The 26,549-nt window shown below is 60.2% G+C and carries 8 protein-coding genes; 4 read left to right on the plus strand and 4 right to left on the minus strand.

Annotation, left to right across the window (positions count from 1 at the left end):
* Positions 1–55: 55 nt before the first annotated feature.
* Together IM265_RS03565 and IM265_RS03570 are read right to left on the minus strand one after the other, a co-directional pair.
* A complete protein-coding gene (locus tag IM265_RS03565; protein ID WP_193030584.1) occupies positions 56–18,061 on the minus strand; it encodes an Ig-like domain-containing protein in 18,006 nt (6,001 codons plus the stop codon).
* A gap of 121 nt (positions 18,062–18,182) precedes the next feature.
* Positions 18,183–19,520, minus strand: a complete 1,338-nt coding sequence (locus IM265_RS03570) for a TolC family outer membrane protein (protein WP_041910078.1) — start codon at positions 19,518–19,520, stop codon at positions 18,183–18,185.
* Positions 19,521–20,236: 716 nt separating this feature from the next.
* Between IM265_RS03570 and IM265_RS03575 the strand changes: the two genes are divergently transcribed.
* Positions 20,237–20,980 (plus strand): DeoR/GlpR family DNA-binding transcription regulator, encoded by a 744-nt coding sequence (locus IM265_RS03575; protein WP_136485889.1) that lies wholly within the window; start codon positions 20,237–20,239, stop codon positions 20,978–20,980.
* A gap of 13 nt (positions 20,981–20,993) precedes the next feature.
* Positions 20,994–22,061, plus strand: coding sequence for an oxidoreductase (locus tag IM265_RS03580; protein ID WP_193030582.1), 1,068 nt, complete (start codon positions 20,994–20,996; stop codon positions 22,059–22,061).
* A gap of 44 nt (positions 22,062–22,105) precedes the next feature.
* Here the strand turns inward: IM265_RS03580 and cybB are convergent, their stop codons facing one another.
* Positions 22,106–22,636 (minus strand): cytochrome b561, encoded by a 531-nt coding sequence (gene cybB, locus IM265_RS03585; RefSeq protein ID WP_032644876.1) that lies wholly within the window; start codon positions 22,634–22,636, stop codon positions 22,106–22,108.
* Positions 22,637–22,825: 189 nt separating this feature from the next.
* Here cybB and gap point away from each other — a divergent pair, with 189 nt between their 5' ends.
* Positions 22,826–23,827 carry a type I glyceraldehyde-3-phosphate dehydrogenase gene (gene gap / locus IM265_RS03590; RefSeq protein WP_028013079.1) on the plus strand — a complete coding sequence of 334 codons (1,002 nt, stop codon included), beginning with the start codon at positions 22,826–22,828 and terminating at the stop codon, positions 23,825–23,827.
* 53 nt (positions 23,828–23,880) lie between these two features.
* On the opposite strand, the gene IM265_RS03595 is transcribed toward gap, so the two are convergent.
* Complete coding sequence (locus IM265_RS03595; protein WP_193030580.1) at positions 23,881–24,675, minus strand: YdcF family protein; 795 nt, start codon at positions 24,673–24,675, stop codon at positions 23,881–23,883.
* A gap of 202 nt (positions 24,676–24,877) precedes the next feature.
* On the opposite strand from IM265_RS03595, the gene IM265_RS03600 reads away from it, so the two are divergent.
* Positions 24,878–26,530 carry an MFS transporter gene (locus IM265_RS03600; RefSeq protein WP_032644875.1) on the plus strand — a complete coding sequence of 551 codons (1,653 nt, stop codon included), beginning with the start codon at positions 24,878–24,880 and terminating at the stop codon, positions 26,528–26,530.
* The last annotated feature ends 19 nt before the right edge of the window (positions 26,531–26,549 follow it).

The following is a 26,549-nucleotide window of genomic DNA, read 5'->3' on the forward strand; positions in this document are numbered from 1 at the left end:
CATTCGTGTAAAGAAACGCCAAAAGGCCGCGAGGATTGCTCCCCGCGGCGTTGGTTTACGCAATTAACAGCTGATGATTCGCCAGCAGCGTCGCCAGGTCCGTCTGCACGCCGTTCAGCGTCACCAGGGTGGTTGGCGAGAACTGGCCGCCAGTACCGTCCAGATCCACCTGGATTTCGGTATTGCTGCCGTTCTGCACCACGCGGACGTAATCGGTGATGTTGCCCGCGCTGCTGTCCAGCGTGGCCACGCCGTTCACATAGCTCGCCGAGCCCGTGCCGGTATAGCCGCTGCCGGAGAGCAGATCGCGCAGGTCAATACGATCCGTGTCCGCCGTGCCTTCCCAGGTGCCGACGGTGAAGCCGTTCACCACGTCGTGACCGTTACCGCCCGTCGCGTCCGACGCGTTGATCAGCTTGTAGAGCAACGTATCGTGACCGCCGCTGCCGATGTTGAAGGTGTCGTTCCCGCCGCGGCCTTCGAACTGGTTATCACCGCTGTTGCCGGTAATGACGTCGTCGAAGTTCGAGCCGTTGATGCCCTCAATGTTGAGCAGTCGTGACGTACCGAACCCGGTGTCCTGCGCGGTAGAGAGACGCAAATCAACGGTTACGCCGGAGGTCGCATTGCGGTAATCCACCACGTCCATCCCGCCGGTGTTGCTCCAGGTGTCGTAGTCGGAATGGGTATTCCAGCCGCCGGAGCCGTTGTAGGTATAGGTGCCATCTTCTGCGATAAAGGTGTCGTTATACCCGGTCCCGGTGAGGGTCCCGCTGTGGCCGCCGGTGGCCGCTTCGGCCGTCAGGACGTAGCCCTCTTTGCCGTTGCCCGCCTCCAGACTGCTCCAGGTGACGTTATCCGACACACCGTTGGTGATCTTCAGGATCTCGGCCGAATAGGTCTCATTCGGATCCAGCCCGTAGAAGCTCACCAGCGCAGAGGTATCGTTCGAACCAATACCAGACTGGGCGTTGATGATCTGCGAAGCCACCAACACGCCCGCGGCGTTGTACAGATTGACCGTGTTGCCGTAGTAGGCGTTGATGCCCTCGCTGTCGACAATGTGCAGGTGCATCGCGGTACCTTCGGCAATTTTGGCGCTGTTTTGCACCAGCACCACCTTGCCGTTCTGCTGCGACACCAGCAGATCCTTCGCGCCGTCCCAGTTGTAGTCCACTGCCGCCACGCCGGTGGCGTAGGCCAGGCCAGTTTTAAGCTGGCTGGCGGTCCAGCTGGAACCGTAGCCGTTGTTGGTGAACAGCGTCGCCGTCTGTGAACCGCCGTAGGTGCTGAGCTTGATGATGTCCATCTGCCCGTCCCCGTTCCAGTCCACCGCCACCGACAGATACCCCGCCGTGGCGTTAGAGGCTTCCACCGCGCTCTTGGTGGCAGAGAGCTTCCCGGTACCGTCGTTGTAGTAGATCACCCCGCCGTTGTTGTTGTAGCTGCTGCCCAGGTACAGATCCATGTAGCCATCGCCGTTGAAATCCGCCCACGTCATGGACGCCGCCGTGGTGGTATTCGCGGCGTTTACCACAAACACGTTGGTCAGGTTCTGGCCGATGGAGAGCGTGCCGTTGCCGTTGTTGTTGATCACGGTTAACGAGTACGCGCCGCTGCGGTTGGTGTGCTGAACGATATCCACCGTACCGTCGTTGTTCAGGTCGACGCCGGAGATTTCACGTCCGGAATCGAACTGACCGTAGAAACCGCCCTCCCCGCCGGTGCCGTCCGGCGACAGAACGCCGTTGTTGTTCACCAGGTAGGTCAGTGAGTCCATACCGGCATCGCCGTAAGCCAGATCCAGATAGCCATCGCCGGTTTTATCGTACGCAATCACGCCGCCGTACCAGATGGTGGTCCCCATCGCCAGCTGACTGGCGTTATAGGTGCTGCCATCGTAGGTCCACATCACCTGCGTTGACCCGGCGTAGGTATTCTCGGTCGCGAAGATATCCTGCGTGCCGTTACGGTCAAAGTCGGCGGCGGTCTGGCTCACCACGTAGTAGCCGCGGGTGTTGGTCAGCGTATTGCCGGCATAGGTCGAGCTATCGCTACTGGAGTAAGCCTGAGTGTTCGCAATGATATTCCACAGACCGCTGCTGTTCATGCCGAGGGTCATGGTGGAGTTGTTGCTGTTCCCCGCCGTGGTTGCCCAGTCGGTATTCACCGAGGTGGTATCAATCACCAGGCTGCCGGTCGCCGTACCGGTGGTATTGCCGTTACCCGCGCTGCTCTTCACCTGCGCCGTCACGCTGTAGCCCGCCACGCTCAGGGCATCGCCGTCCGGGATCTGCAGGTACCAGGTATTGTGATCCGGGTCGACTACCACGGCCCCCCCCGTCTGGGAGGTGTAGGTTTTCCCGTTCACCGTCACCACCAGGTATTCACCGTTCACCAGGTCGGCGGAGACGGTACCGCTGACGATTGGGGTGGTATCCGACGTGGTCTGGGCGGTAATCGCCGCCGTGGTGGTCGGGATACTGGTATCAACGTTCAGCACGAAGCCGTCAGATTCCGTGTAGTTACCGGCTTTGTCGGTCACGCGCACGATGTACGTGTGGTTGCCATCGCTCAGGCCGTTATCCTGGAAGGACCAGCTTGCGCTGCCGTTCATGGTCACCTGACCGAGCAGAACGCCGTCGCGGTATAGCTGGACGATCTCGCCGTCTTCAGGGGCGCGGTTAAGCGTTCCGTTGATGAGCGGCGAGTTATCGTCCGTTGCCACCGCGCTACCAAAGGTGCCCTGACGCTCGCCTTCACCGTCGGTATAGCTGACCACCGTGCCTACCGTAGCTGGCGGCGTGGTGTCCACCGTCACCACCTGAGAGGCGGTGGAGCCGACGTTGCCCGCCTGGTCGATGATCCGCACCTGGTAGGTGTAATCCCCGTCCGCCAGATCGCGGATATCCGTATAGCTCCAGCGCTGGTTAGTTACGGTAGCGTCTGACCAGGTGTTTCCGCCGTCAAGGCTGATCTGCACCCTCTCGTCGCTCGCCAGCGCGCTGCCCAGCGAGCCGTTGATGGTCAGGGTGGTGTCCATAGTGATGAAATCACTCCCGGACTGCCCGGTATCATCGCTGATGCTGTCGATGGTGATGCCGTACTGCGGCGCCTGGGTATCCACCGTCACGGTCTGGGTGGTAGTGGCACCGACGTTTCCCGCCTGATCGACTACCCGCACCTGATAGCTGTAATCCCCGTCGGCCAGGGTGCGCGTGTCGTTATAGCGCCACTGGGTACCGCTTACCGTGGCATACACCCAGGTGCTGCCGCCGTCCATGCTCACCTGCACGTACTCACCCGCCCCTAACTCTGCGCCAAGCGTGCCATGCAGGGTGTACGAGGTCGAACTGGTCAGGAAGTCGTTATTGTCGAAGCCGGTATCCACGGTGATGTTATCCACCGTCACCGTAATCGCCGCATCCGGGGCGACCGTATCGACGGTCACCTGCTGATGGGCGCTGGCGCCCACGTTGCCCGCCGCATCCACCACGCGCACGTAGTAGTCATAGGTCTGGTTACCCAGCGTACGTCCGTCCACGTAGTACCAGCTGTTGCCGGTGACAATCACGTTCTGCCAGGTGACACCGCCGTCGATGCTGATCTGGGCATACTCGCCGTCGGCCAGCGTCGCGCCGAGCGAGCCGTGCAGCGTCAGGGACGTATCGTTGGTGATAAAGTCGCTGCTGCTCAGGCCGGTATCGTCGCTGATGCTGTCGATAGCGATCGTTTTGCTGGCGTCCGGCGCAACCGTATCAATCGTCACGACCTGGCTGGCGGTGGCGCTGATATTGCCCGCGTCGTCAATCACGCGCAGCTGGTAGTTGTAATCCCCGTCGGCCAGCGTACGACCGTCCACGTAGGTCCAGGTCAGACCGCTCACGCTGACGTCGGTCCAGGTGACGCCGCCGTCGAGGCTGATCTGCGCGTGGTCGCCGCTGCCCAGCGCCGCGCCGAGCGTCCCTTTCAGGCTGATCTGGTTGTCGCTGGTGATAAAGTCGCTGCCGGACAGGCCGGTATCCTGGGTAACGGAATCCACGGTAATGGTCGTTGCCGCAGGCTTCGTCAGGTCAATCACCACGTCCTGGCTGTCCGTTGCCCCCACGTTGCCCGCGCTATCGATCACCCGCACCTGGTATTGATACGAACCGTCCGTCAGGGTGCGGCCATCGGTGTAGCGCCACGTGGTGCCGGTCACCGTCAGGTCAATCCAGGTGGTGCCGCCGTCGAGGCTGATCTGCGCCTTCTCGTTATTGCCGAGCTGCGCGGTCAGGGAGCCGTTGACCACTACCTGCTTATCGTTGGTGATGAAATCCGTCGCGCTCAGGCCGGTGTCGTTTTGCAGCGAATCAATGCTGATGCCCATCGACGGCGCGGTGAGATCGACGGTGACGGTGTGGTTATCGCTGCCGCTGTTGCCGATGGCGTTGCTGACCTGCGCCTTAATCACGTACGAACCGCCGTCTGCCAGGGCGGTGACGTCTGCGCTGCCCACCGTGTAGCTCCAGGTGCCGTCATTCTGCACGGTCGCCGCGTAGGTTTTGCCGTTCAGGGTGATGGTCACCGTCTGGCCCGCAGGCGCGTCGGTGGTGCCGCTGACGACCAGCGGCGTGCCGTGTTCGGCCGCGTTGACGATATCGTCCTGCGCAAAGGTGTTAATGGTGATGGTTGGGACATCGCCGTTCAGCGTCACGTCGTGCGTGGCGCTGCCCGGGTTGCCCGCCTTATCGCTCACCGTGGCGGTGAGGGTGTACTGCCCGTCGCTCAGGCCGAGGAAATCACGCCCCGGCACGAAGACCGACCACGAACCGTCCGCCGCCACGGTCGCCTGATAGCTGTGACCGTTGAAGGTCACGGTTACCGTCTGACCCTGCTCCGCCGTGGTAGTGCCGCGGATGGTCTGGCCCGCCAGCTGCTCAGCGTTGTTGACGATATCGTCATCCGCCACGGTACTGATGGTCACGGTCGGCGCAGCGGTATCCACCGTTAAGGTGTGCGTGGTCTGGCCGCCGTTACCGGCTTTGTCGTTGACCGACGCGGTGACCGTCAGCGCCCCCTGGCTCAGAGTAGCCAGATCTGCTGCCGGCACATCGAGCGTCCAGGTGCCGTCGCTGACCACAAGCGCAGTGTAGGTTTTGCCGCCCAGCGTCACGGTGACGGTCTGGCCCGCCTCCGCGCTGGACGATCCGTGTACCGTCAGCGGCTGCTGCGCTTCCAGCGCGTTCAGCATGTCGTCACCCGACAGTGTCGCAATGCTCACGACAGGCGCGGTGGTATCCACGCTGATGCCGTGCGTCGCCGAGGCACTATTGCCCGCGCTGTCCTGCGCCGACACGGATACCTGATAGCTCGCGCCATCGGCCAGGGCACCCACGTCTGCGGCCGGAACGGTGGTCGTCCAGCTGCCGTCGTTCTGGATGGTGGCTGTATAGGTCTTGCCGTTCAGCGTCACGGTGACCTGCGTCCCGCTGGCGAACTGGGTGCTGGAGCCGTTAATCACCAGCGCACGACCCGCTTCTGCCGCGTTGATGACGTCGTCACCGCTGAGGGTGTTCACCGTCAGCGCCACGGAAGCCGTATTCACCACCACATCGTGAGTCTGGGTGCTGCTGTTGCCCGCGCTGTCGGTAATGGTCGCGCTAATGGTCACGGTGCCGTCGGTCAGGGCAGAAATCACGCTGGCCGGAACGCCCACGCTCCAGTTGCCGCTGGCGTCAACGGTGGTGGTGTACTGGTTTGAACCGATGGTGATGACCAGCTTATCGCCGACGCTCGCGCCGGTTGCCGTGCCGCTCACGATCTGCGCCTGCCCGTGCTCCACGCTGTTGATGACGTTATCGCCCGCCACGACGTTAAAGCTGACGGTTGGAGGCGTGGTATCAAGCGTAATCGCTTTGCCCGCGCTGCCCGGGTTACCCGCGGCGTCGCTCACGCTGACCTGCACGGTGTAGCCGTTATCGGCCAGTGCGGAGAGGTCAGTGCCCGGTACGTTGACGCTCCAGATACCGCCCTGCTGCACCTGAGCGCTATAGCTCTTGCCGCCCAGCGTCACGGTGACCGTCTGCCCGGCTTCCGCCGTGGTGGTGCCGGAGATGGCCACGCCCGCAGCCGCTTCGCTGCCGTTAATCACGTTATCACCTGCCACCGTATCAATCGTCACGGTCGGCGCGGTCGCATCCACGCTGTACTCGCGGCCTGCCGTCGCGCTGTTGCCGTGCACGTTGGTGACGCTCACCTGCACGCTGGCGTCGCCGTCCTTCAGGCCCGCGAGCTCCGCGGAAGGCACGGTGGCCGTCCAGTTGCCGTCGGCATCCACTTTCGCGGTGTAGGTTTTGCCGCCGAAGGCGATTGTGACGGTCTGGTTTTCCTCCACGTTCGAGGTGCTGCCCGAGAGCACCAGATCCGCGCCTTTCTCCGCCGCGTTAATCACGTCGTCGGTGGCGATCGCATCGATGCTGATCGCCACGGCCGCCAGATCGACGGTGACGTCGTGACTGATGGAGACCGGGTTGCCCGCGCTGCTCTGGCCTGCCACGGTGACGGTCACCGCGCCTGCTGCCAGGGCACCCACGTCTGCGGCCGGGATCGCCGCGCTCCAGGTACCGTTCGCCAGCACGGAGGCCGCATAGGTTTTGCCGTTAACGGTCACGGTGAGCGTGGTGCCCGCCGCCAGCCCGTCGCTGGAACCGGTGACGATCAGGTTCTGTCCGTGCTCGATGCTGTTGATCACATCATCGCCCGCCACGGTATTGATACGCAGACCCGGCAGGCTGGCGTCTATAACGATTTCGCGCTCGCCCGCGCCGGTATTGCCGTGGCCGTTGGTGACGGTCGCCGACACGGTCAAATCGCCGTTGCCCAAGGCCGTCAGGACGGATTCCGGCACGCTCACGGACCAGGTCAGATCGCTCTGCACCGTCGCGGTGTAACTGTTGCCGCCGATGTTCACCGTCACCGTGTTACCGGCTTCCGCGTTCGCCACCTTACCGGTGATGGTCTGGCCTGCCGCCACTTCTGCCGCGTTGATGACGTTATCACCCGCCACGGTGTTGATGGTGACGGTCGGCAGCGCGGTGTCGACCAGCAGGTTCGCCGTATTGCTGACGCTATTGCCCACGCCGTTGGTCGCGGCTGCGCTCAGGGTGTAATTCGCTTCGCCCAGACCCGCCAGATCCGCCGCCGGAACCGTCAGGCTCCAGGTGCCGTCTGCGGCGGTCGTTACAGTGTAGCTTTTTCCGTTGAGGGTCACGGTCACCAGGGTGCCTTCCGCGAGGTTGGCGCTGGTGCCGCTGACGCTTAGTTCCTGACCTTTTTCCACCGCATTCAGGACGTTATCGCCGCTGATGGCGTTAAAGCCCACGGACGGCAGCCCGGTGTCCACGATGACGTTATGGCTGCCGCTGCCGGTGTTGCCCGCCGCGTCGGTAACCGACGCAGTGACGGTCACGGTGCCGTCGCTGAGACCGGAAATCACGCTGGCCGGAACGCCCACGCTCCAGTTCCCCGCCGCGTCCAGCACGGTGGTGTAAGTCTGGCCGCCGATGGTCACGGTGACCTTATCGCCCGCTGCCGCGCCGGTGGCGGTGCCGCTGATGATTTGCGCCTGCGCGTGCTCAGCGAGGTTAATCACGTCATCGCCCGCCACGGTGTTGATGGTCACCGCAGGCACGGTCACGTCCACCGTCAGGTTATGGTTTACGGATGCCGGGTTGCCCGCCTTGTCGCTTACGCTCGCGGTCACGGTGACGCTGCCGTCGCTGAGCGACGCCAGATCCGCTGCCGGAACGTCCAGCGTCCAGCTGCCGTTCGCGCTGACGGTTGTGGTGTAGTCCTTGCCGTTCAGCGACACAGTCACCGTCTGGCCCGCTTCGGCGGTGCTGGTGCCGGAAACCGTCAGGTCAGACTGCGCTTCCGTGGCGTTCAGGATGTCGTCAGTCGCCATCTTATTGATGGTGACGGATGGCGCGGTGGCATCCACGCTGTACTCGCGGCCCGCCGAGGCGCTGTTACCGTTGACGTTGGTGACGCTCACCTGCAGGCTGGCGTCGCCGTCCTTGAGGCTCGCCAGTTCCGCAGCCGGCACGGTATAGGTCCAGTTGCCGTCTGCTTCTACGGTAGTGGTGTAGATTTTACCGTTCAGGCTCAGGGTGACGGTCTGCCCGGCTTCCACGTTGGTGGTCGCGCCGGACAGCACCAGATCCGCCCCTTTCTCCGCCGCGTTGATCACGTCGTCGGTGGCAATGGCGTTGATGCTGATGGCAACGGTAGCCAGATCCACGGTCACGTCGTGGCTGATGGTAATCGGGTTACCCGCCGCGCTGTCGCCGGTGACGCTGATTTTTACTGTGCCTTCCGGCCACGCGCTCACGTCCGCAGACGGAACCGCCGCGCTCCAGGTGCCGTCCGCCAGCACCGTCGCCGCATAGTCTTTGCCGTTCACGGTAACGGTCAGCGCCGTGCCCGCCGCCAGCCCGTCGCTGGAGCCGGTGACGATCAGGTTCTGTGCATGCTCAATGCTGTTGACCACGTCGTCGCCCGCCACGGTGTTCACGCGCAGGCCCGGCAGGTTAGCGTCGATCGCAATCTCACGCTCCCCGGTGCCGGTGTTGCCGTGGCCGTTGGTGACGGTTGCCGTCACGCTCAGGCTGCCGTTGCCGAGTGCGGTCAGCACATCAGACGGCACGTTCACGGACCAGCTCAGATCGTTCTGCACCGTTGCGGTATAGCTGTTGCCGCCAATGGTCACGGTTACGGTGTTGCCCGCTTCGGCATTCGCCACGGTACCGCTCAGGGTCTGGCCTGCCGCCACTTCCGCCGCGTTGATAACGTTATCGCCCGCCACGGTGTTGATGGTGACGGTCGGCAGCGCGGTGTCGACCAGCAGGTTCGCAGCGCTGCTCACGCTGTTGCCCACCCCGTTGGTGGCGGTCGCATTGAGGGTGTAACTGGCCTGACCGAGACCGGCCAGATCCGCAGCCGGAACCGTCAGGCTCCAGGTGCCGTCCGCAGCGGTCGTTGCGGTGTAGTTTTTACCGTTCAGGGTCACGGTCACCACGGTGCCTTCCGCCAGGTTGGCGCTGGTGCCGCTGACGCTCAGATCCTGACCTTTTTCCACCGCATTCAGAACGTTATCGCCGCTGATGGCGTTGAAGTTGACCGACGGCAGACCGGTATCGACGGTCACGTTATGGGTGCCGCTGCCGGTGTTGCCCGCCGCGTCGGTAACAGACGCAGTGACGGTCACGGTGCCGTCGCTGAGGCCAGAAATCACGCTCGCCGGGACGCCCACGCTCCAGTTACCCGCCGCGTCCAGTACGGTGGTGTAAGTCTGGCCGCCGATGGTCACGGTGACCTTATCGCCCGCTGCCGCGCCTGTGGCGGTGCCGCTGATAATCTGCGCCTGACCGTGTTCGGCGACGTTAATCACGTCGTCGCCCGCCACGGTGTTGATGGTAACCGCAGGTACGGTCACGTCCACCGTCAGGTTATGGTTTACGGATGCCGGGTTGCCCGCCTTGTCGCTGACCGATGCGGTAACGGTGACGCTGCCGTCATTAAGCGCCGCCAGATCCGCCGCCGGAACGTTCAGCGTCCAGCTGCCGTCCGCGCCGACGGTTGTGGTGTAGTCCTTGCCGTTCAGCGACACGGTCACGGTCTGGCCCGCTTCGGCGGTGCTGCTGCCGGAAATCGCCAGGTCAGACTGCGCTTCCGTCGCGTTCAGAATGTCATCGGTCGCAATCGTATTAATGGTGACGGATGGCGCGGTGGCATCCACGCTGTACTCGCGGCCCGCAGAGGCGCTGTTGCCGTTGACGTTGGTAACGCTCACCTGCACGCTGGCGTCACCGTCCTTCAGGCCCGCCAGATCCGCAGCCGGCACCGTGGCGGTCCATTTACCCTCAGCGTCCACCATGGCGGTGTAGTTCTTGCCGCCGAAAGTGATGTTGACGGTTTGATTTTCCTCCACGTTTGAGGTGGTGCCGGAGAGCACCAGATCCGCCCCTTTCTCCGCCGCGTTAATCACGTCGTCGGTGGCAATGGCGTCGATGCTGATAGCGACGTTCGCCAGATCCACCGTCACATCGTGGCTGATGGAAACCGGATTGCCCGCGCTGCTCTGGCCTTCAACGGTCACGGTGATCGTGCCCGCTGCCAGGACACTTACGTCCGCAGAAGGTAGAGCCGCGCTCCATGTACCGTCCGCCAGTACCGTCGCGGGATAGGTTTTGCCGTTGACGGTAACGGTCAGCGCCGTGCCTGCGCTCAGGCCATTGCTGGAACCGGTAATAATCAGGTTCTGTCCGTGCTCGATGCTGTTGATCACGTCGTCGCCCGCCACGGTGTCCACGCGCAGGCCCGGCAGGCTGGCGTCTATCGCGATCTCACGCTCGCCGCTGCCGCTGTTGCCCACGCCGTTCGTCACGCTGGCGGTTACAGTCAAATCGCCGTTGCCCAGCGCCGTCAGGACCGATTCCGGTACATCGACGGACCAGGTCAGATCGCTCTGTACCGTTGCGGTGTAGCTGTTGCCGCCAATCGTTACGGTCACGGTGTTGCCCGCCTCGGCATTCATCACCTTACCGCTAATGGTCTGGCCGGCAGCCAGCTCCGCCGCGTTAATCACGTCGTCACCGGCGACGGTGTTGATAATCACCCCCGGCAGAACGGACTCCACATTTACGGTGTGCGAGGTGCTGGTGCCGTTGCCGACGCTGTCCGTTGCCGAGGCAGTGACGGTGTAAAGCGCTTCACCCAACTGCCCCACTTCGCTCGCCGGAACCGTCGTGGACCATTGGCCGTTGGCCTCAACCGTGGCGCTGTAGGCTTTGCCGTTGAGCATCACGGTCACCACCGCGCCCGCCGCCAGTCCGGAAGCCGTACCGGTGATGGTCAGATCCTGCGTTTTCTCGCTGCTGTTGATCACATCGTCACCGGAGACGGTGTCGATGGTCAGCACCGGCGCGCTCAGGTTGACTTCCACCTCGCGCGTCGCGCTGTTGCTGTTTCCGGCTTTGTCGGTCAGCGCCGCGGTGATGGTGTAATCCCCGGCGGTCAGGGCACCGACGTCCGCCGCAGGCACGCCCACGCTCCAGTTGCCGGACGCATCCAGCGTCGCCGTGTAATCTTTGTTATTGATGGTGACGGTCACCACGTCGCCCGCCGCCGCGCCGGTCACTGAGCCGGTAACGATCAGAGCCTGCCCGTGCTCGGCGCTGTTGATCACGTCGTCATCGGAAACGGTGTTGATGGTCAGCTGTGGCACGGTGGTATCGACCAGCACATCGCGAGCCGCGGAGGCCGGGTTGCCCGCTTTGTCCGACACGGCGGCGCTGACGGTATAGTTCCCGTCGGTAATCGCGCCCAGATCCGCAGAAGGCACGGTCACGCTCCAGCTGCCGTTTGCCTGCACGGTGGTGGTGTAATCCACGCCGTTCAGCGTGACGGTCACGGTCTGGCCCGTTTCGGCGTTAGAGACGCCGTTGACGACCAGATCCTGCTGCGCTTCGGCGGCATTGATGATGTTGTTGTCGCTGACGATTTCGATGGAGACCGTCGGCGCGGTGGCGTCCACGCCGTACTCGCGTCCCGCCGAGGCGCTGTTGCCGTTCACGTTGGTGACGCTCACCTGCACGCTGGCGTCGCCATCCTTCAGGCCAGCCAGATCTGCCGACGGCACGGTCGCCGTCCAGTTGCCGCTGGCATCCACTTTCGCCGTGTAGGACTTGCCGCCGAACGTGATGTGAACCGTCTGGTTCTCTTCCACGTTGCTGGTGGAACCTGAAAGCACCAGATCTGCGCCTTTTTCTGCCGCATTAATCACGTCGTCGGTAGCAATCGCGTCAATGCTGATAGCAACCGTCGCCAGATCGACCTTCACGTCGTGGCTGATGGAGACCGGGTTGCCTGCCGCGCTATTTCCCTCGACCTTCACGGTGACCGTGCCTGCGCCGAGCGCGCTGACGTCTGCCGCCGGAATGGCCGCCGTCCAGGTACCGTCTGCCAGCACAGTGGCCGCGTAGGTTTTGCCGTTGACGATCACGCTCAGCGCCGCGCCCGCTGCCAGGCCGTCGCTGGAGCCGGTAATAATCAGGTTTTGCGCGTGCTCAATGCTGTTGATCACATCGTCGCCCGCCACGGCATCGACGCGCAGGCCCGGCAGGTTGGCGTCTATAACGATTTCGCGCTCGCCGGTTCCGGTGTTGCCGTGGCCGTTGGTGACGCTGGCTGACACCGTCAGTTCGCCGTTACCGATGGCGGTTAAGACCGTGGACGGCACGTTGACCGACCAGCTCAGATCGTCCTGAACCGTCGCGGTATACGTATTGCCGCCGATTGAAAGGGTGACAGTGTCACCGCTCGCCGCGCCGCTCACCTTCCCGCTCAGGGTTTGTCCGGAAGCGACTTCCGCCGCGTTAATCACGTCATCGATGGCGATTGCGTTAATGGTGACCTGCGGCAACGCGCTGTCGACCAGCACGCTATGGCTGGCGTTCGCGCCGTTGCCTGCGCTATCGGTCACGCTTGCCGTGACGGTATAGCTCGCTTCGCCCAGCGCAGAGACGTTCGCCGCCGGAACGGTCACGCTCCAGCCGCCGCTGGCGTTGGTGGTCGCGGCGTAGCTGATGCCGTTCAGGATCACCGTAATGGCTGTACCTTCCGGCTGGTTGCTGGTGCCCGAAATCAGCAGATCCTGGCCTTTCTCCACCGCGTTAATCACGTCGTCAAGCGCCAGGGTATTGATGGCGATCTCCGGCGCGGCCAGGGAGACGTCAAATTCATGCGTGGCGGTGGTGCTGTTACCCGCTTTGTCGGTGAGGATCGCGGAAATCGTCTGCTCGCCGTTAGCCAGCGCGCCCACGTCTGCCGCCGGAACGCCCACGCTCCAGCTTCCGGACGCGTCCAGCATCGCGGTGTAGTCTTTGCCGTTCAGGGTGACGGTAATGACGTCACCCGCCTGCGCGCCCGTGACCTTGCCGGAGACGATCAGCGCCTGGCCGTGCTCGGCAATATTCACGATGTCGTCGCCCGCAACGATGTTAAAACTAATCTGCGGTACGGTGGTATCCACCAGCACGGAGGCATCCGCGCTGGCCGGGTTGCCCGCTTTGTCGGATATGGAAGCCGTGACCGTGGCGTTACCGTCGGTGATGCCCGCCAGATCCGCAGCCGGCACGTCCAGGGTCCAACTGCCGTCGGCCTGCACCTGCGCGGTGTACTGCTTGTTGTTGAAGGTTACGGTGACCGTCTGGCCTGCTTCGGCAGTGGACGTCCCGCTCAGGGTCAGATCCTGCGCTGCCTCAGCCGCGTTCAGCATGTTATCGCCGCTGATGGTATTGATGGTCACCGTTGGCGCGGCGGTATCGACGCTGAACTCCTGCGCAGACGACGCCGCGTTGCCGTTCAGGTTGCTCACGCTGACCTGCACGCTGGCGTCACCGTCCTTCAGTCCGCTCAAATCGGCTGCCGGTACGGTGTACGTCCAGTCGCCGTTGGCGTTCACCGTCGTGGTGTAGGTTTTACCCGCAAAGGTGATGGTGACGGTCTGGCCCGCTTCTACGTTCGCGGAGGAGCCGGAAAGCACCAGATCCTGACCTTTTTCTGCCGCGTTGAGCACGTTGTCCGCGGTCACGCTGTTGATGCTGACGGCGACCGGCGCGAGATCGACGTCCACGATGGTGCCGATAGTCACCGGGTTGCCGGAAGGATCCTGCGCGCTTGCCTTGATATCCAGCGAACCGTCCGCCCACTGGGACACGTCCGCTGCCGGAACCGCCGCCTGCCAGGTACCGTCCGCCAGTACGGTTGCGGAATAGATCTTGCCGTTAATGGTCACCGTGACGGTGCTGCCCGCTGCCAGATCGGTGCTTGAACCGGAAACAATCAGGTTCTGAGCGTGCTCAATGACGTTAATGACATCATCACCCGCCACGGTATCAATACGCAGGCCCGGCAGTTGGGCGTCGATGGTGAAGTCCAGCGAAGACGAACCGGTATTGCCGTGCGCGTTGGTGACGCTGGCCGATACGGTCAGATCGCCGTTGCCAAGCGCGGTTAACTGGCTCTCGGTTAACGGCAGGCTCCATGAGAGATCGTCCTGCACGGTAGCGGTGTATGTCTGCCCGCCGAGGATAATCGTGACGGTATCGCCCGATGCCGCGTTAGAGACCTTCCCGGTCAGGGTTTGCCCTGCGGTGACTTCCGCCGCGTTGACGATATTGTCTGTCGCGAAAGTGTTGATAGTGACTACCGGCAACGCGCTGTCCACCAGCACATCGTGCGAGGTTGAGGCGCTGTTGCCCACATTATCGGTAATGCTCGCCGTCACGGTGTAATTGGCTTCGCCCAGCGCGCTCACCGCAGAGGCGGGCACGGTGACGCTCCAGCTGCCGCTGGCGTTAGTGGTGGTGGTGTAGTTGATACCGTTCAGGTTTACGGTGATGGTGGTCCCTTCCGGCTGGTTGCTGGTACCGGAAAGCAGCAGATCTTCGCCCTTCTCTGCCGCATTGATCACGTCATCTACGGCCAGGGTGTTAATACCGATAACAGGCGTCACGGTATTCACCACCACATCCAGAGAACTGCTGCCGGTGTTGCCGGACCGATCGGTCACGGAGACGTTAATGGTCCAGGTGCCGTCCGTCAGCCCCTGAACGACGGATGCAGGCAGGCCGAGGCTCCAGTTGCCCGCCGCGTCCACCGCGGTGGTGTAGTCCACGTTATTAATAGTGATGGTGACCAAATCGCCCGCCGCCGCGCCGGTGACGGAGCCGCTCAGGATCTGTGCCTGAGAATGGGCCAGTTGGTTAACGGTGTTTGTGTCGGTGACAAAGTCATTAATGGTCACCTGCGGCACGCTGGCATCCACCAGACCAACGCGGTCCGCACTGCTGCTGTTACCTGCCACGTCGCTGACGGAGGCCGTCACGGTGACAGTGCCGTCTGCCAGCTCGCCAACGTCGGCGGCAGGCACGTTCAGCGTCCAGGTGCCGTCAGCTTGCACGGTAGTTTGATAGTTTTTGCCGTTCAGCGTCACGGTGACCGTCTGGCCCGCTTCAGCGGTTGTGCTGCCGCTGAGCACCAGATCCTGCTGCGCTTCTGCCGCATTGATGATGTTGTCGTCGGTCAGATTATCGAGCGTAATGGTCGGCGGCTGCGTATCGACGGTCACCACGCGTGAGGCGTCCGCGCTGTTGCCGTTGACGTTGGTCACGCTGACGCTTACCTGCGCCCGCCCGTCAATCAGCGTTTCCATGGCGTTCGCCGGGACGGTCAGGCTCCAGGAGCCATCCTGCTGCACCTGCGCGGTAAAAGTCTGGTCGGCAAATTTCACCACCACGGTTTGCCCCGCCTCCACGCCCTGCGTCTGGCCGGAAAGGGTTAAATCGCTCCCTTTTTCTGCCGCGTTCAGCAGGTCATCACCGGAGACGGTATCAATGGTGACCGCCACGGCGTTGAGATCGAGTTCAATCGGGTGTTCAGCCGCAACGGTGTTGCCCCAGGCATCTTCTGCGCTGACGCTGACCGTCATACCTCCGGCCGTCCAGGCCTGCAGATCCGCAGCAGGAACGCCAATGCTCCAGCCGCCGCTGGCGGTCACCACGGCCTGATATTCGACGTTGTTGATGGTGACGACAATCGGCGTACCTGCGGCCAGATGGGTGCTGCTGCCGGTGACGGTCAGGTCCTGCTGCTGCTCAATGGCGTTGATTACGTCATCGCCGGAAATGGTGTTTACACGCAGACCCGGCAGTTCAGCGTTGATATTGATATCGCGCTCGCCGGTGCCAGTATTACCGTGCCCGTTGGTCACGGAGGCGGTAAAGGTCAAATCCCCGTCGCCGAACGCCTGAAGATCCGCTGAAGGGATCGTGACGTTCCAGGTCAGATCGCTGCCCACCGTGGCGCTGTAACTCTTACCGCCAACGGTAACAGACACCGTATCGCCCGCCGCCGCGCCGGTAACGCGGCCACTGAGGGTTTGGTCCACGCCCGCTTCGGCGTTATTAACCAGGTTATCCCCCGCAAAGGTGTTAATGATCACCTTCGGGAGCACGGTATCGACCAGCAGATTCGCCTCTGCGGAGCCGCTGTTACCCACGCTGTCGGTGCCGCTGACGCTGACTCTATAAAGGGTGTTCGCCAGATTCAGGACGTCGGATACCGGCACCTGAACCGCCCAGATACCGTTTTCGACGGTCGCCTGATAGCTGACGTTGTTCAGCGTCACGGTAACGGCGCTGCCGTCCGGCAGGTTGCTGGTGCCGCTCAGGCTCAGCGGCTGCATCGCCTCCCGGGCATTCAGCACGTTGTCCTGGCTGATGGCGTCAATCGTAAATTCCGGCGGGTTGCCGCTCAGCGCAATGCCGTGCGTGGCGCTACCGGTGTTCCCCGCTGCGTCGGTGACGGAGACGGCAATGGTGTGATTGCCCTCACCCAGCGCGCCGACGACGGAGGCAGGAACGCCCACGCTCCAGCTGCCGTCTGCCTGTACGACGCCGGTGAAGGTCTGGCCGCCAACGGTCACGGTGACGACATCGCCTGCCGCCGCGCCGCTCGCCTGCCCGGAAATAATCTGCGCCTGGCCCTGCTCGCTGGTGTTGAGGATATCGTCGCCCGCGACGGTGTTGATGGTGACGACCGGCGCGTTGGTATCTACCGTGAAATCCGTGGTCACGGACGAGCCGTTGCCTGCTTTGTCGCTGACGTTCACCGTCAGGATGTGGTGACCCTCATTAAGGGCCTGCACCTCGCTGGCCGCCAGCGTGACGGACCAGGTGCCGTCGCTGCCCACCGTGGCGTTATAATTTTTGCCGTTCAGCGTCACCGTCACAATCTGCCCGGCTTCCGCGTTGGTTTTACCACTCAGCGTCAGCGGCTGGTTGTGCTCAGCGGCATTAATGATGTTGTCCTGCGCGAGCGTATCGACGGAGAGCGTTGGCGCAGCGGTATCCACGCCAATCGTCTGGCTTCCGCTCACGGTGTTACCCGCCGCGTCTTTGCCGCTGACGCTAACGGTCCAGGTACCGTCGCTGAGCGCCTGTGCGTCTGCCGCAGGCACGTTAACGCTCCACGCGCCGTCTGCTCCCACCTGAGCGGTGTAGGTTTTGCCGTTCAGCGTTACGGAAACGTCGGTTCCCTGCGCCAGATGCTGGCTGCTGCCGGACAGCGTAAAACCAGCGGACTGTTCGCTGGCGTTAATCACGTTGTCACCCGCCGTTGTCGCCAGCGTAAGCGTGGCCTCGGACGTAGAAACGGTCACGGTGATGTTGCCCGCTAACGTGGTTTTACTGCCGTCGATCTGCACCACCGACCAGGTGTGCTCTCCGTCGGCCTGGGTCGGGAGTTTTACCGTCCAGGTGCCGTCTTTACCGACCATCGCGCTGGCGATGGTGCTGCCGCTGCCGTCTTTAATCTGGATGGTCGCGCCCGGCTGACCGGTACCGCTGAAGGTCGGCGCGTTATCGTCCGTGAGGGCGTTTGCGCTCAGCACTCCCTGCTTGTCGCCCACCTTGTCCGACAGCAGGAAGGTCGGCGTGGCGCTTTCCACTTCTTTCGTGTTATCAATGACTTTCGTTTTGGTTTCGCCGTCACCGCCGTGGGCCAGCAGTGCGCCGATAGCTCCGCCGCCTAACGCCGCCCCTGCAATCCAGCCCCACGGCGCATCGCTTAAGACGCTTCCCTGCTCCAGGAAGGGTTCAATGCTGCTAATGGGTGTGACCTGCGCGGTTAATTCAGTAACGGCAACGCCTGACGCTTCCCCGGCATCGGCAAAAGAGAGATGAGTCAGTTCCTGCCCGTCGTTGAACACCAGCTCTGACTGATGTTGGGTTTCAGGATCTTCAACAAAATAGTTATTGCAGCGAATAACGCTGCCGTCCTTCATATAAATGAGAAGGTCTTTACCCTGGCGGACATAACGCACCACGTCCTGAGCAGAGCCCTGAATTTCAATCACGCTCGGCGATGAAATAGAGACCGACAGATTTCCTTCGCCGGTTAATTTCGTTTTCTCCGCCGTTTTGCGAATGATGACATCAACAACCTTTACGTTACTCATATTCCTCTCCTTGCAGGTGTACGGATCCCTGTGGATATATCCACCAGACGGATGTAGCTATCCCTGGGAAAAAACACCCATTATTTTCAGACTTATTTCGTGCAGCTATGCGTGGCTTTTGTTAACTCAAATCGGGTAATTTTGCGGCAGCGTTTTTCTCTATTCCAATAAGCGGCATTAAATTATCAACCGCGGAAGCATAATTAATTGCCGAACTCCAGCCATCATACTCGGCGATTATTTTTGCCGACGTGGCCTGCCAGACATCCTGCTCAACGCTGAGCAAATCATTAATGCTCCGCTTGCTCAGGGTGTATTCATTTTTATAAACCTCGCGGGCCCGCAGCGCATTTTCCAGCTGCCGCTTCCCGGCCTCCATTCTTCCCCGTGCGCCGGTCCAGTCAGCTTGCGCGACGGAGGCCTTTTGCAGCACGTCGAAACGCGCCTGATCGACCTGAGAGGACGCCATCGCCCGTGCACCCTCAGCCTGACGCACGCGTGCGGATACCGCGCCGCCCTGATAAAGCGGTGCGTCAATATTGAGCTGGATCTGGTCGTCCCAGTATGAGCGGTTGTCCGACTCGTAACGCGTGCGTCCCCCCTTCAGGCTCAGGGTTGGCCAGTGCTGGGACTTCGCCGTTTCAACGCCATACTGGGCCGAACGTTCCATATTCTGCGCGGCCATTACCGCCGGTATTAACGAATAATCAATGCGGTTGAGCGAATCCGGCTCAACGGCGAGGTTTGCGGGTACCGGCGAATAATGATCTGCCTGCATTCCGGTTAATACCGCGAGCCTTGCGCGGGCGCTGTTCAACGCGGCGTTATACTGCGCCACCGTCGCCTGCATGCCGGCAATACGCGTGCGGGTCTGGAGTTCATCGGAGGTGGAACTCACGCCCGCATCGGCGCGCAGTTTTGCCAGCTGCTCCACGTTTTTCAGTGCCTGAACATTCTCTTTTGCCGCCTGTAGCAGGTCGGAATAACGTTTGACCTCCACGTAGCCGAGCGCCGTTTTTTCCGCCACGTCAGAAAGCGTGCTCATCAGCTGGTAGCGGTAGCTATCGCGCTGTGCGGAAGACTGGCTGATGCTGTTGTTGGTCTTGCCAAAATCGTATATCAGCTGGGTCAGGCTCACCCCCCAGGCCGCAGAGTTCTTCAGCGAACCGCTGGAATCGGTGGTCTGGCTATGCCCCGTACTCCCGTTCAACGCTATTTGCGGCATCCAGCCGCTGCGCGCCTCGTCTATTTGCGCCTGACCAATACCTAACTGCGCGGCCTGCTGGCTAATTGACGGATCGCGATCGATAGCGAAAAGAATACTTTCCTTTAAGGTCGTCGTTGCCATCGGGGCAATACCTACCGCGCCACTATTGGCATAAGCCGTATTTAGGGCTAATGAAATTAACGCCAGCGTAGCTATAAATTGGCGTGAAACAGGCTTGCGTAATATCGTCATTTTATCTCCCTGACTCTGAGTGATACTCAAGCAATTACCCAAAAAGAGGTACAGATAATTAGACAAATATCTTATTTAACTTCCTCGCTAAATTTCAGGTAAAGCTCCCCATACCCATTTCCGATGGAGATGAGATCCGCCTTTGTCTTATTAAATTTAAGAAATTACTTATTTCATAAGTTGATTTGCAGCATAACAAAATGTGGTATAGGCCACTACACCCACAATGTTAATGCGGTGTTACATATAAGAAAAAACATGGGGTTTCTGGACAAAACTCCGAAAGTAGCCTTTCAGATGAAACATCAAAACACACTGTAATTTAAGGAAAATTCTTAATCTCCTCTGCGCACATTTTTGCGTTAATTTCTGAGCGGGTCAGACACAAAGATTTTCAAAGAAGTGTCAACTTAAGTAAGAGCCATCGATTTGTTGAAAAATAATTCCAATAAAAAACATAAATCAGACATTAAATGCTTTATTTTAATTTCATATCAGCACATTCCACCAATTAATGACAATGCGTTGGTTACATAACCCAAATCGTTGATTAAAACATAACATTAACACTCTGGTTAACATTCAGAACGGCTTAATGATATCCGCTTAATATAATTCCAATAATCAAACATCAACCTGGTTTATGATGCCCCTTCCTTCTGCGTCAAAATGCTGTATTATGCGATTTATTGCGACATTTTGCAGGATTGCTGCCCATGCACAAAACCGCACGTCAACGCTATGTCCTTGATATTCTCAGTGAACAAGGTCAGGCCAGCATCACCGAGCTGGCAGAAAAGCTGCAGGTTTCGGCGGATACCGTTCGTCGGGATCTGACCGATCTGGAAAATCAGGGGCTTGCCCAGAAGAATCACGGCGGGGCTATTGCTCTGAATCTTTCGGCCATGAATCGTCAGGGCCGCAATACCCTGCTGCCGGAAACCAAGCAGCGCCTGGGGAAACAGGTTGCGCAGGCGGTTCCGCCGGGTTCCACCCTGTTTCTGGATGCCGGCAGTACGGTGATGGCCGTCGCCACTTTTCTGCAGGGACCTCACACCGTGATCACCACCTCGCTGGATATCGCCCAGCATTTTAGCGACCGGGGAGACATTGAGCTTATTCTGCTCGGCGGAAAATGGGACCCGAAGCAGCGCCTGTTTGCCGGCAGCGCCACGTTGTCCCTGCTGTCACGCTATCGGGCCGATATCGCCATTCTCGGTGCGTGCGCCCTTCATGCCGAACTCGGTCTGAGTGCCGGTAAAGAAGCGGATGCCGAGGTGAAACGCGCGATGCTCGCCGCAAGCCATGCGCACTGGATTGTTGCCGATCACCTGAAAGTTAACCGCTGCGAGCCGTATCTGGTCTCCGGACTCGCCGATATTCATCAACTCTTTTTAGATCGTCCCTGGCCTGAGCTTGGGGACCCTGGCGCATTACGGGTCACGGTGTGCGCGCAATAACGTGGAGAAGGTCATGAGTAAAGTTCAAACAATCAACATTGCGCTGATCGGGTATGGTTTTGTCGGTAAAACCTTCCATGCCCCGCTGATCCAGTCCGTGGACGGGCTCAAGCTGGCGGTGGTCTCTTCCCGTGATGAAGAGAAAGTGAAGCGCGATCTTCCGGATGTGCTGGTGGTAGCCACGCCCGAAGAAGCCATTCAACATCCTGATGTCGACCTGGTGGTCATTGCCTCCCCTAACGCCACCCACGCGCCGCTGGCGACGCTGGCCCTGAACTCGGGAAAACACGTGGTCGTGGATAAGCCTTTCACCCTGGATATGCAGGAAGCCCGGGACCTGATTGCCCTGGCGGATGAAAAGCAGCTTCTGCTCTCCGTTTTCCACAACCGCCGCTGGGACAGCGATTTCCTCGGCATTAAGCAGATTATTGAGCAAGGCACGGTTGGCAAGGTTAAGCATCTGGAGTCGCATATTGACCGCTTCCGCCCGGAAGTGCGCGTGCGCTGGCGCGAGCAGAACGTCCCCGGCAGCGGTCTGTGGTTTGACCTGGGCCCTCACCTGATCGACCAGACGCTCCAGCTGTTTGGCCTGCCAGAGTCTGTTCAGGGAAATATCGCCACGCTGCGCGACGGCGCAGAGGTTAACGACTGGGCGCACGTGGTCCTCAATTACCCGGATCATAAGGTGGTTCTGCACGCCAGCATGCTGGTGGCTGGCGGTACGGCGCGCTTTACCGTTCACGGGGACAAAGGCAGCGTGGTGAAAGCCAGAATCGATCAGCAGGAAGCGCAGCTGCTGGCTGGCGTAATCCCCGGCAGCGACGCCTGGGGCGAAGACGACGACAGCATGGTGTTCTTCGGAGCTGATGGTAAACCCCAAACGATTGCCACGCCAAAGGGCGATCAGCGGCAGTACTACATCAACGTGCGGGATGCGATGCTCGGGAAGATCGCCAATCCCGTTCACCCTGTCGAGGCGTTAGCGGTCATGGCTGTTCTGGAAGCGGCGGTGAAATCGTCAGAGACGGGGTCAACGCAGACGCTGGCGTTAACTGATGAAGAGCGTGTTCTTCTGGGTTAAAAAACAAGCCGGGTGGCGCTGCGCCGCCCGGCACGAGTTAAAGATTACTGACGCTTATTCGGCATCATGCGCAAAAGAGTATTATCTTTCCAGAAATAGTGGTGCATCAGCGCCGCAAAGGCGTGCAGACCAATCACGAAATAGCCCAGGTTTGCCAGCGTAACGTGCCACTCCTTCAGCACATCCACCAGGTCAAAATTCCCCTCCGCCGCGTGAGGCATCGCCAGACCAAAGGCGAACCAGTCGTTTCCACGGTTATACATCATTACAATGCCAATCAGCGGCAGCGCAATAAACAGCAGATAGACGATCAGATGCCCAAGGTGGGACATACCGGTAATCATCGCTTTGGGTTTAGGTTGAATGGGCGGTGCGGGAAACTTCAGGCGGATCAGCAATCTCGCCACCATCAGCACCAGAACCGAGATGCCGCAGGAGACGTGGATCATGTTAATAAGCGGTCGGTCGGAACGCGGGAAAAAGCCTCTGAATTCCATCGCGCAGTAGGCGACAACGATTAACAAAAACACCAGCCAGTGAATCGTGATTTGCAGGCTTGTATATTTAGTGCGCATGGGATTTCCTGAAAAAAAACAGTCACCGCGCCAACATAATCTCCTTTCCTTAAAAATTCATTAACTTTTCTGTATGGTTTTTCAAATACTTCCCCTCGCATGAAGCATCTTCAATTGCTGCCCTGCCCGTGATGGTCTAAGCCTGGATGAGTTCAAACTGTCGTATCGACACGTTCACAGGAGAACACCATGAGTAAAATTGGCATTAACGGATTTGGACGCATTGGACGCCTTGTGCTGCGCCGCCTTCTTGAAACCCAGGACAGTAATACCGTCGTCGCCATTAACGACCTCACCTCCCCGAAAGTCCTGGCCTACCTGCTCAGGCATGATTCCAACTACGGTGGCTTCCCCTGGAGCGTGGACTTCACCGAGGATGCGCTGATTGTCGACGGTAAAACCATCGCGGTGTACGCCGAAAAAGAGGCAAAGCACATTCCGTGGAAAGCCGCGGGCGTGGATATCGTCGTGGAGTGCACCGGCTTTTATACCTCAGAAGAAAAATCGCGGGCGCACCTGGACGCCGGTGCGAAGAAAGTGCTGATTTCGGCGCCCGCGGGTGAGATGAAGACCATCGTCTATAGCGTGAATGACGATACCATTGACGCCAGTGATACTATTATTTCCGTCGCGTCCTGCACCACCAACTGCCTCGCCCCGCTGGCAAAAGCCCTGAACGACGCGTTTGAAATTAAAGTGGGCACCATGACCACCATTCATGCCTATACCGGCACCCAGGCGCTGGTGGATGGCCCGCGCGGGAAAGATCTGCGCGCCTCACGGGCGGCGGCAGAAAATATTATTCCGCATACCACCGGTGCGGCGAAAGCCATCGGCCTGGTGATCCCCGCGCTCAGCGGCAAACTAAAGGGTCACGCCCAGCGCGTGCCGGTGAAAACCGGATCGGTAACCGAGCTGGTAGCGATTCTGGGTAAAAAGGTGACGGTCGAGGAGATCAACGCCGCGTTGAAAAAGGCGACCCAGGGGAATAAATCGTTCGGGTATACCGATGACGAGATTGTGTCGTCAGATGTGATTGGCTCGCACTATGGTTCGGTGTTTGACGCCACGCAGACGGAGGTGTCAGAAGCGGGAGACCTGCAGCTGGTGAAAGCCGTTGCCTGGTATGACAACGAGTATGGGTTTGTGACGCAGCTGGTACGGACGCTGGATAAGTTTGCGGCGCTGTGATTTTCCCCTCACCCTAACCCTCTCCCCAATGGGGCGAGGGGATTGTTCCGTGCCTAAATTATTTTACGTGCGCCCTTCAGGACAGGATCCTGCTGTAGCTGTTTCCACGCGGCAGTCACCGCCTCCGGAAAGGCAACGTGGGCGATAAAATCCCGCCCGGCCGGGCCATAGCCGTTGACGTCATCATACAGGCGCGGCAGTTCCCCCATAACCAGCGACAGATACCGGTCAACGGGCCACAGCCCGGCGTTGACCCCACTAAACTCCACGCCCTCTGTGCCGTTTTGCAGCGCTGGCGTAAACCCGGGATGGCTGATCCACTGCGGTGATGCGGGTTCATCGCGGCACACGCGGGCAAACGTCGCCATCGTGCGGCGCTGCATCGTTGGGTCCTGCACCACCAGCACGCGCCCGCTTGTCCGCTGACGCTCTTTCAGCATGTTCCAGCTAAAGCGCGCGTTTTCACCGCAGTTGGTGGAGCGTTCTTCAACCCACAGGCACGCCTCGGGGATCTGCCAGAACGCCCGCGCAACGTCGGCGAGAATGCTCGCTTCGGCCCGCCCTTCGACTTGTAAGGTGTGATAACGCGGATGACTGCCGATAGCTGAATATAAAAACGCGGTTGAATGACCAATACCGCCGCTAATCAGGAGCGGGATTTCTCGCTGCGCGGCAATACGGCAGGCTGCCTCAATGGTCGGGATCACCGCGTTCCCTGCCAGAATTACCGCATCGACGTCCGGGGGCTGGCGGCTGCCGCTCAGGTCGTCCTGCGCCAGCCATTCACCGACAGTATTAATGGCCGCCAGTGTGGCATCCGGCAGGATGGGAAAATGGGTCTGTTCCATGATGAACTCCTTCTCTCTATCCCTTCAGGGTAGCGACTTCAGGTTCTCAACACAACGGCGACATCGGGCCGCTCTTTTTCCTTAAATTTCTCTCGTACATTTGATTAACATGCGCAAATCATATTCACTTGAATTATCATTTGCGGCAGACGTAGAATCGCTAGCCCGCTAATTATTCAATCATTTCTAAGGTAATGACGTTATGCGCCTGCCCGAACGCGACCCTTATGCTCCTCGCGAGTGGCAGCCCCATGAGAAACCCGCCCTGCTGGGTTCGCCTTCCACCCCCGAGCACAGTACCCCAAAACGCGTCGCCTATGGCGTCGTTGGGCTGCTGGTTTGCCTGACGGGGGCGCTGGGCAATGCGGTGGTCACCGCCAACCTGCAAAACCTGCAGGGGACCTTCGGGGCCTGGTCGACCGAAATCGCCTGGCTGCCCGCAGTCTATGTGATGACCAACATCTCCATTAACCTGCTGCTGGTCAAATTTCGTCAACAGTACGGCCTTCGCGCCTTTACGGAAGGTTTTCTGGTGCTGTACGTGCTGGTCACCTTTTTCCACCTGTTCGTTAACGACCTCAGCTCCGCGCTGATGGTACGCGCCGCGCACGGGATGGTGGCCGCCGCGCTCAGCTCGCTGGGGATTTACTACCAAATCCAGGCCTGGCCTGCGAAGCATCGCCTGAAGGCGCTTACCATCGGGATCACCGGATCGTCACTCGCTATTCCGCTGGCGCGTCTGTTTTCCACTGAGCTTCTCCAGCTGGACGAGTGGCGCGGGCTCTATTTCTTTGAGCTGGGGCTGGCGCTGATCTCCCTGGCCTGCGTAATCGCCTTAAAACTGCCTCCGGGTGACCGACGCAAGGTCTTCGAGAAGAAAGACTTTGTCACCTTCTTTTTACTGGCTCCCGGAATGGCCCTGCTCTGCGCCGTGCTCTCTTTAGGCCGTCTTGACTGGTGGTTCGAGGCGCCGTGGATCGGCTGGTCGCTGGCGCTATCGCTGGTGCTGATTGTTTCCGCCATCGTGTTTGAACATAACCGCGCCAACCCGCTGCTGAACACCCGCTGGCTGTCGAGCGGCAGCATCGTTCGCCTGGGGCTGATCATGCTGCTGATCCGCATCGTGCTGGCGGAGCAAAATACCGGCGTCATCGGCTGGCTGCAGTACGTGGGGTTACAGAATGAGCAGATGACCCATCTGGCGTGGTCCATTTTCGCCGGGATCGTCTGCGGGATCGTCACCAGCTGCCTCACCATCAAGCCCACAAAGCTGGCCTGGCCGATTATCACCTCTCTGGCGCTGATGATTGTTGCCTCGCTGCTGGACAGCCAGTCCAATAACCTGACCCGCCCGGATCAGCTGATGGTCAGCCAGTTCCTGCTGGGCTTCGGCAGCGCCTTCTTCCTGGCGCCCGCCATGCTGGCCGCCATTGGCGGGGTAATTGCCGACCCCCGTAACCTGGTCAGCTTTTCGGTCATGTTTGGCATGAGCCAGAACCTCGGCGGCCTGCTGGGATCGGCGATTCTCGGCACTTTCCAGACCTGGCGCGAGAAATACCACTCCAGCCTGCTGGCGGATCAGCTCACCACGCTTAACCCGCTGGTCAACGAGCGGATTCAGCTTTATACCCAGATGTATAAAAGCCTGATTGGCGACAGTACGCTGCTGGGAACGCAGGCCATTACCCAGCTACAGACGGTGACCAGCCTTGAGGCAAATATTCTGGCCTATAACGATACTTATCTGCTGACGGCAAGCATCGCTGCCGCCACGCTGGTCTGGATTTTATGGCGCTTGCTGCGCCTGCGCATTACTGCCCGTATGGCGCTGAAGAACGCCACCGGCAACAAATAATTGTAATATTTCTGGAGAG

The sequence above is a fragment of the Enterobacter cloacae complex sp. P17RS genome (assembly GCF_014895885.1).
GTDB classification, from domain to species: domain Bacteria; phylum Pseudomonadota; class Gammaproteobacteria; order Enterobacterales; family Enterobacteriaceae; genus Enterobacter; species Enterobacter bugandensis.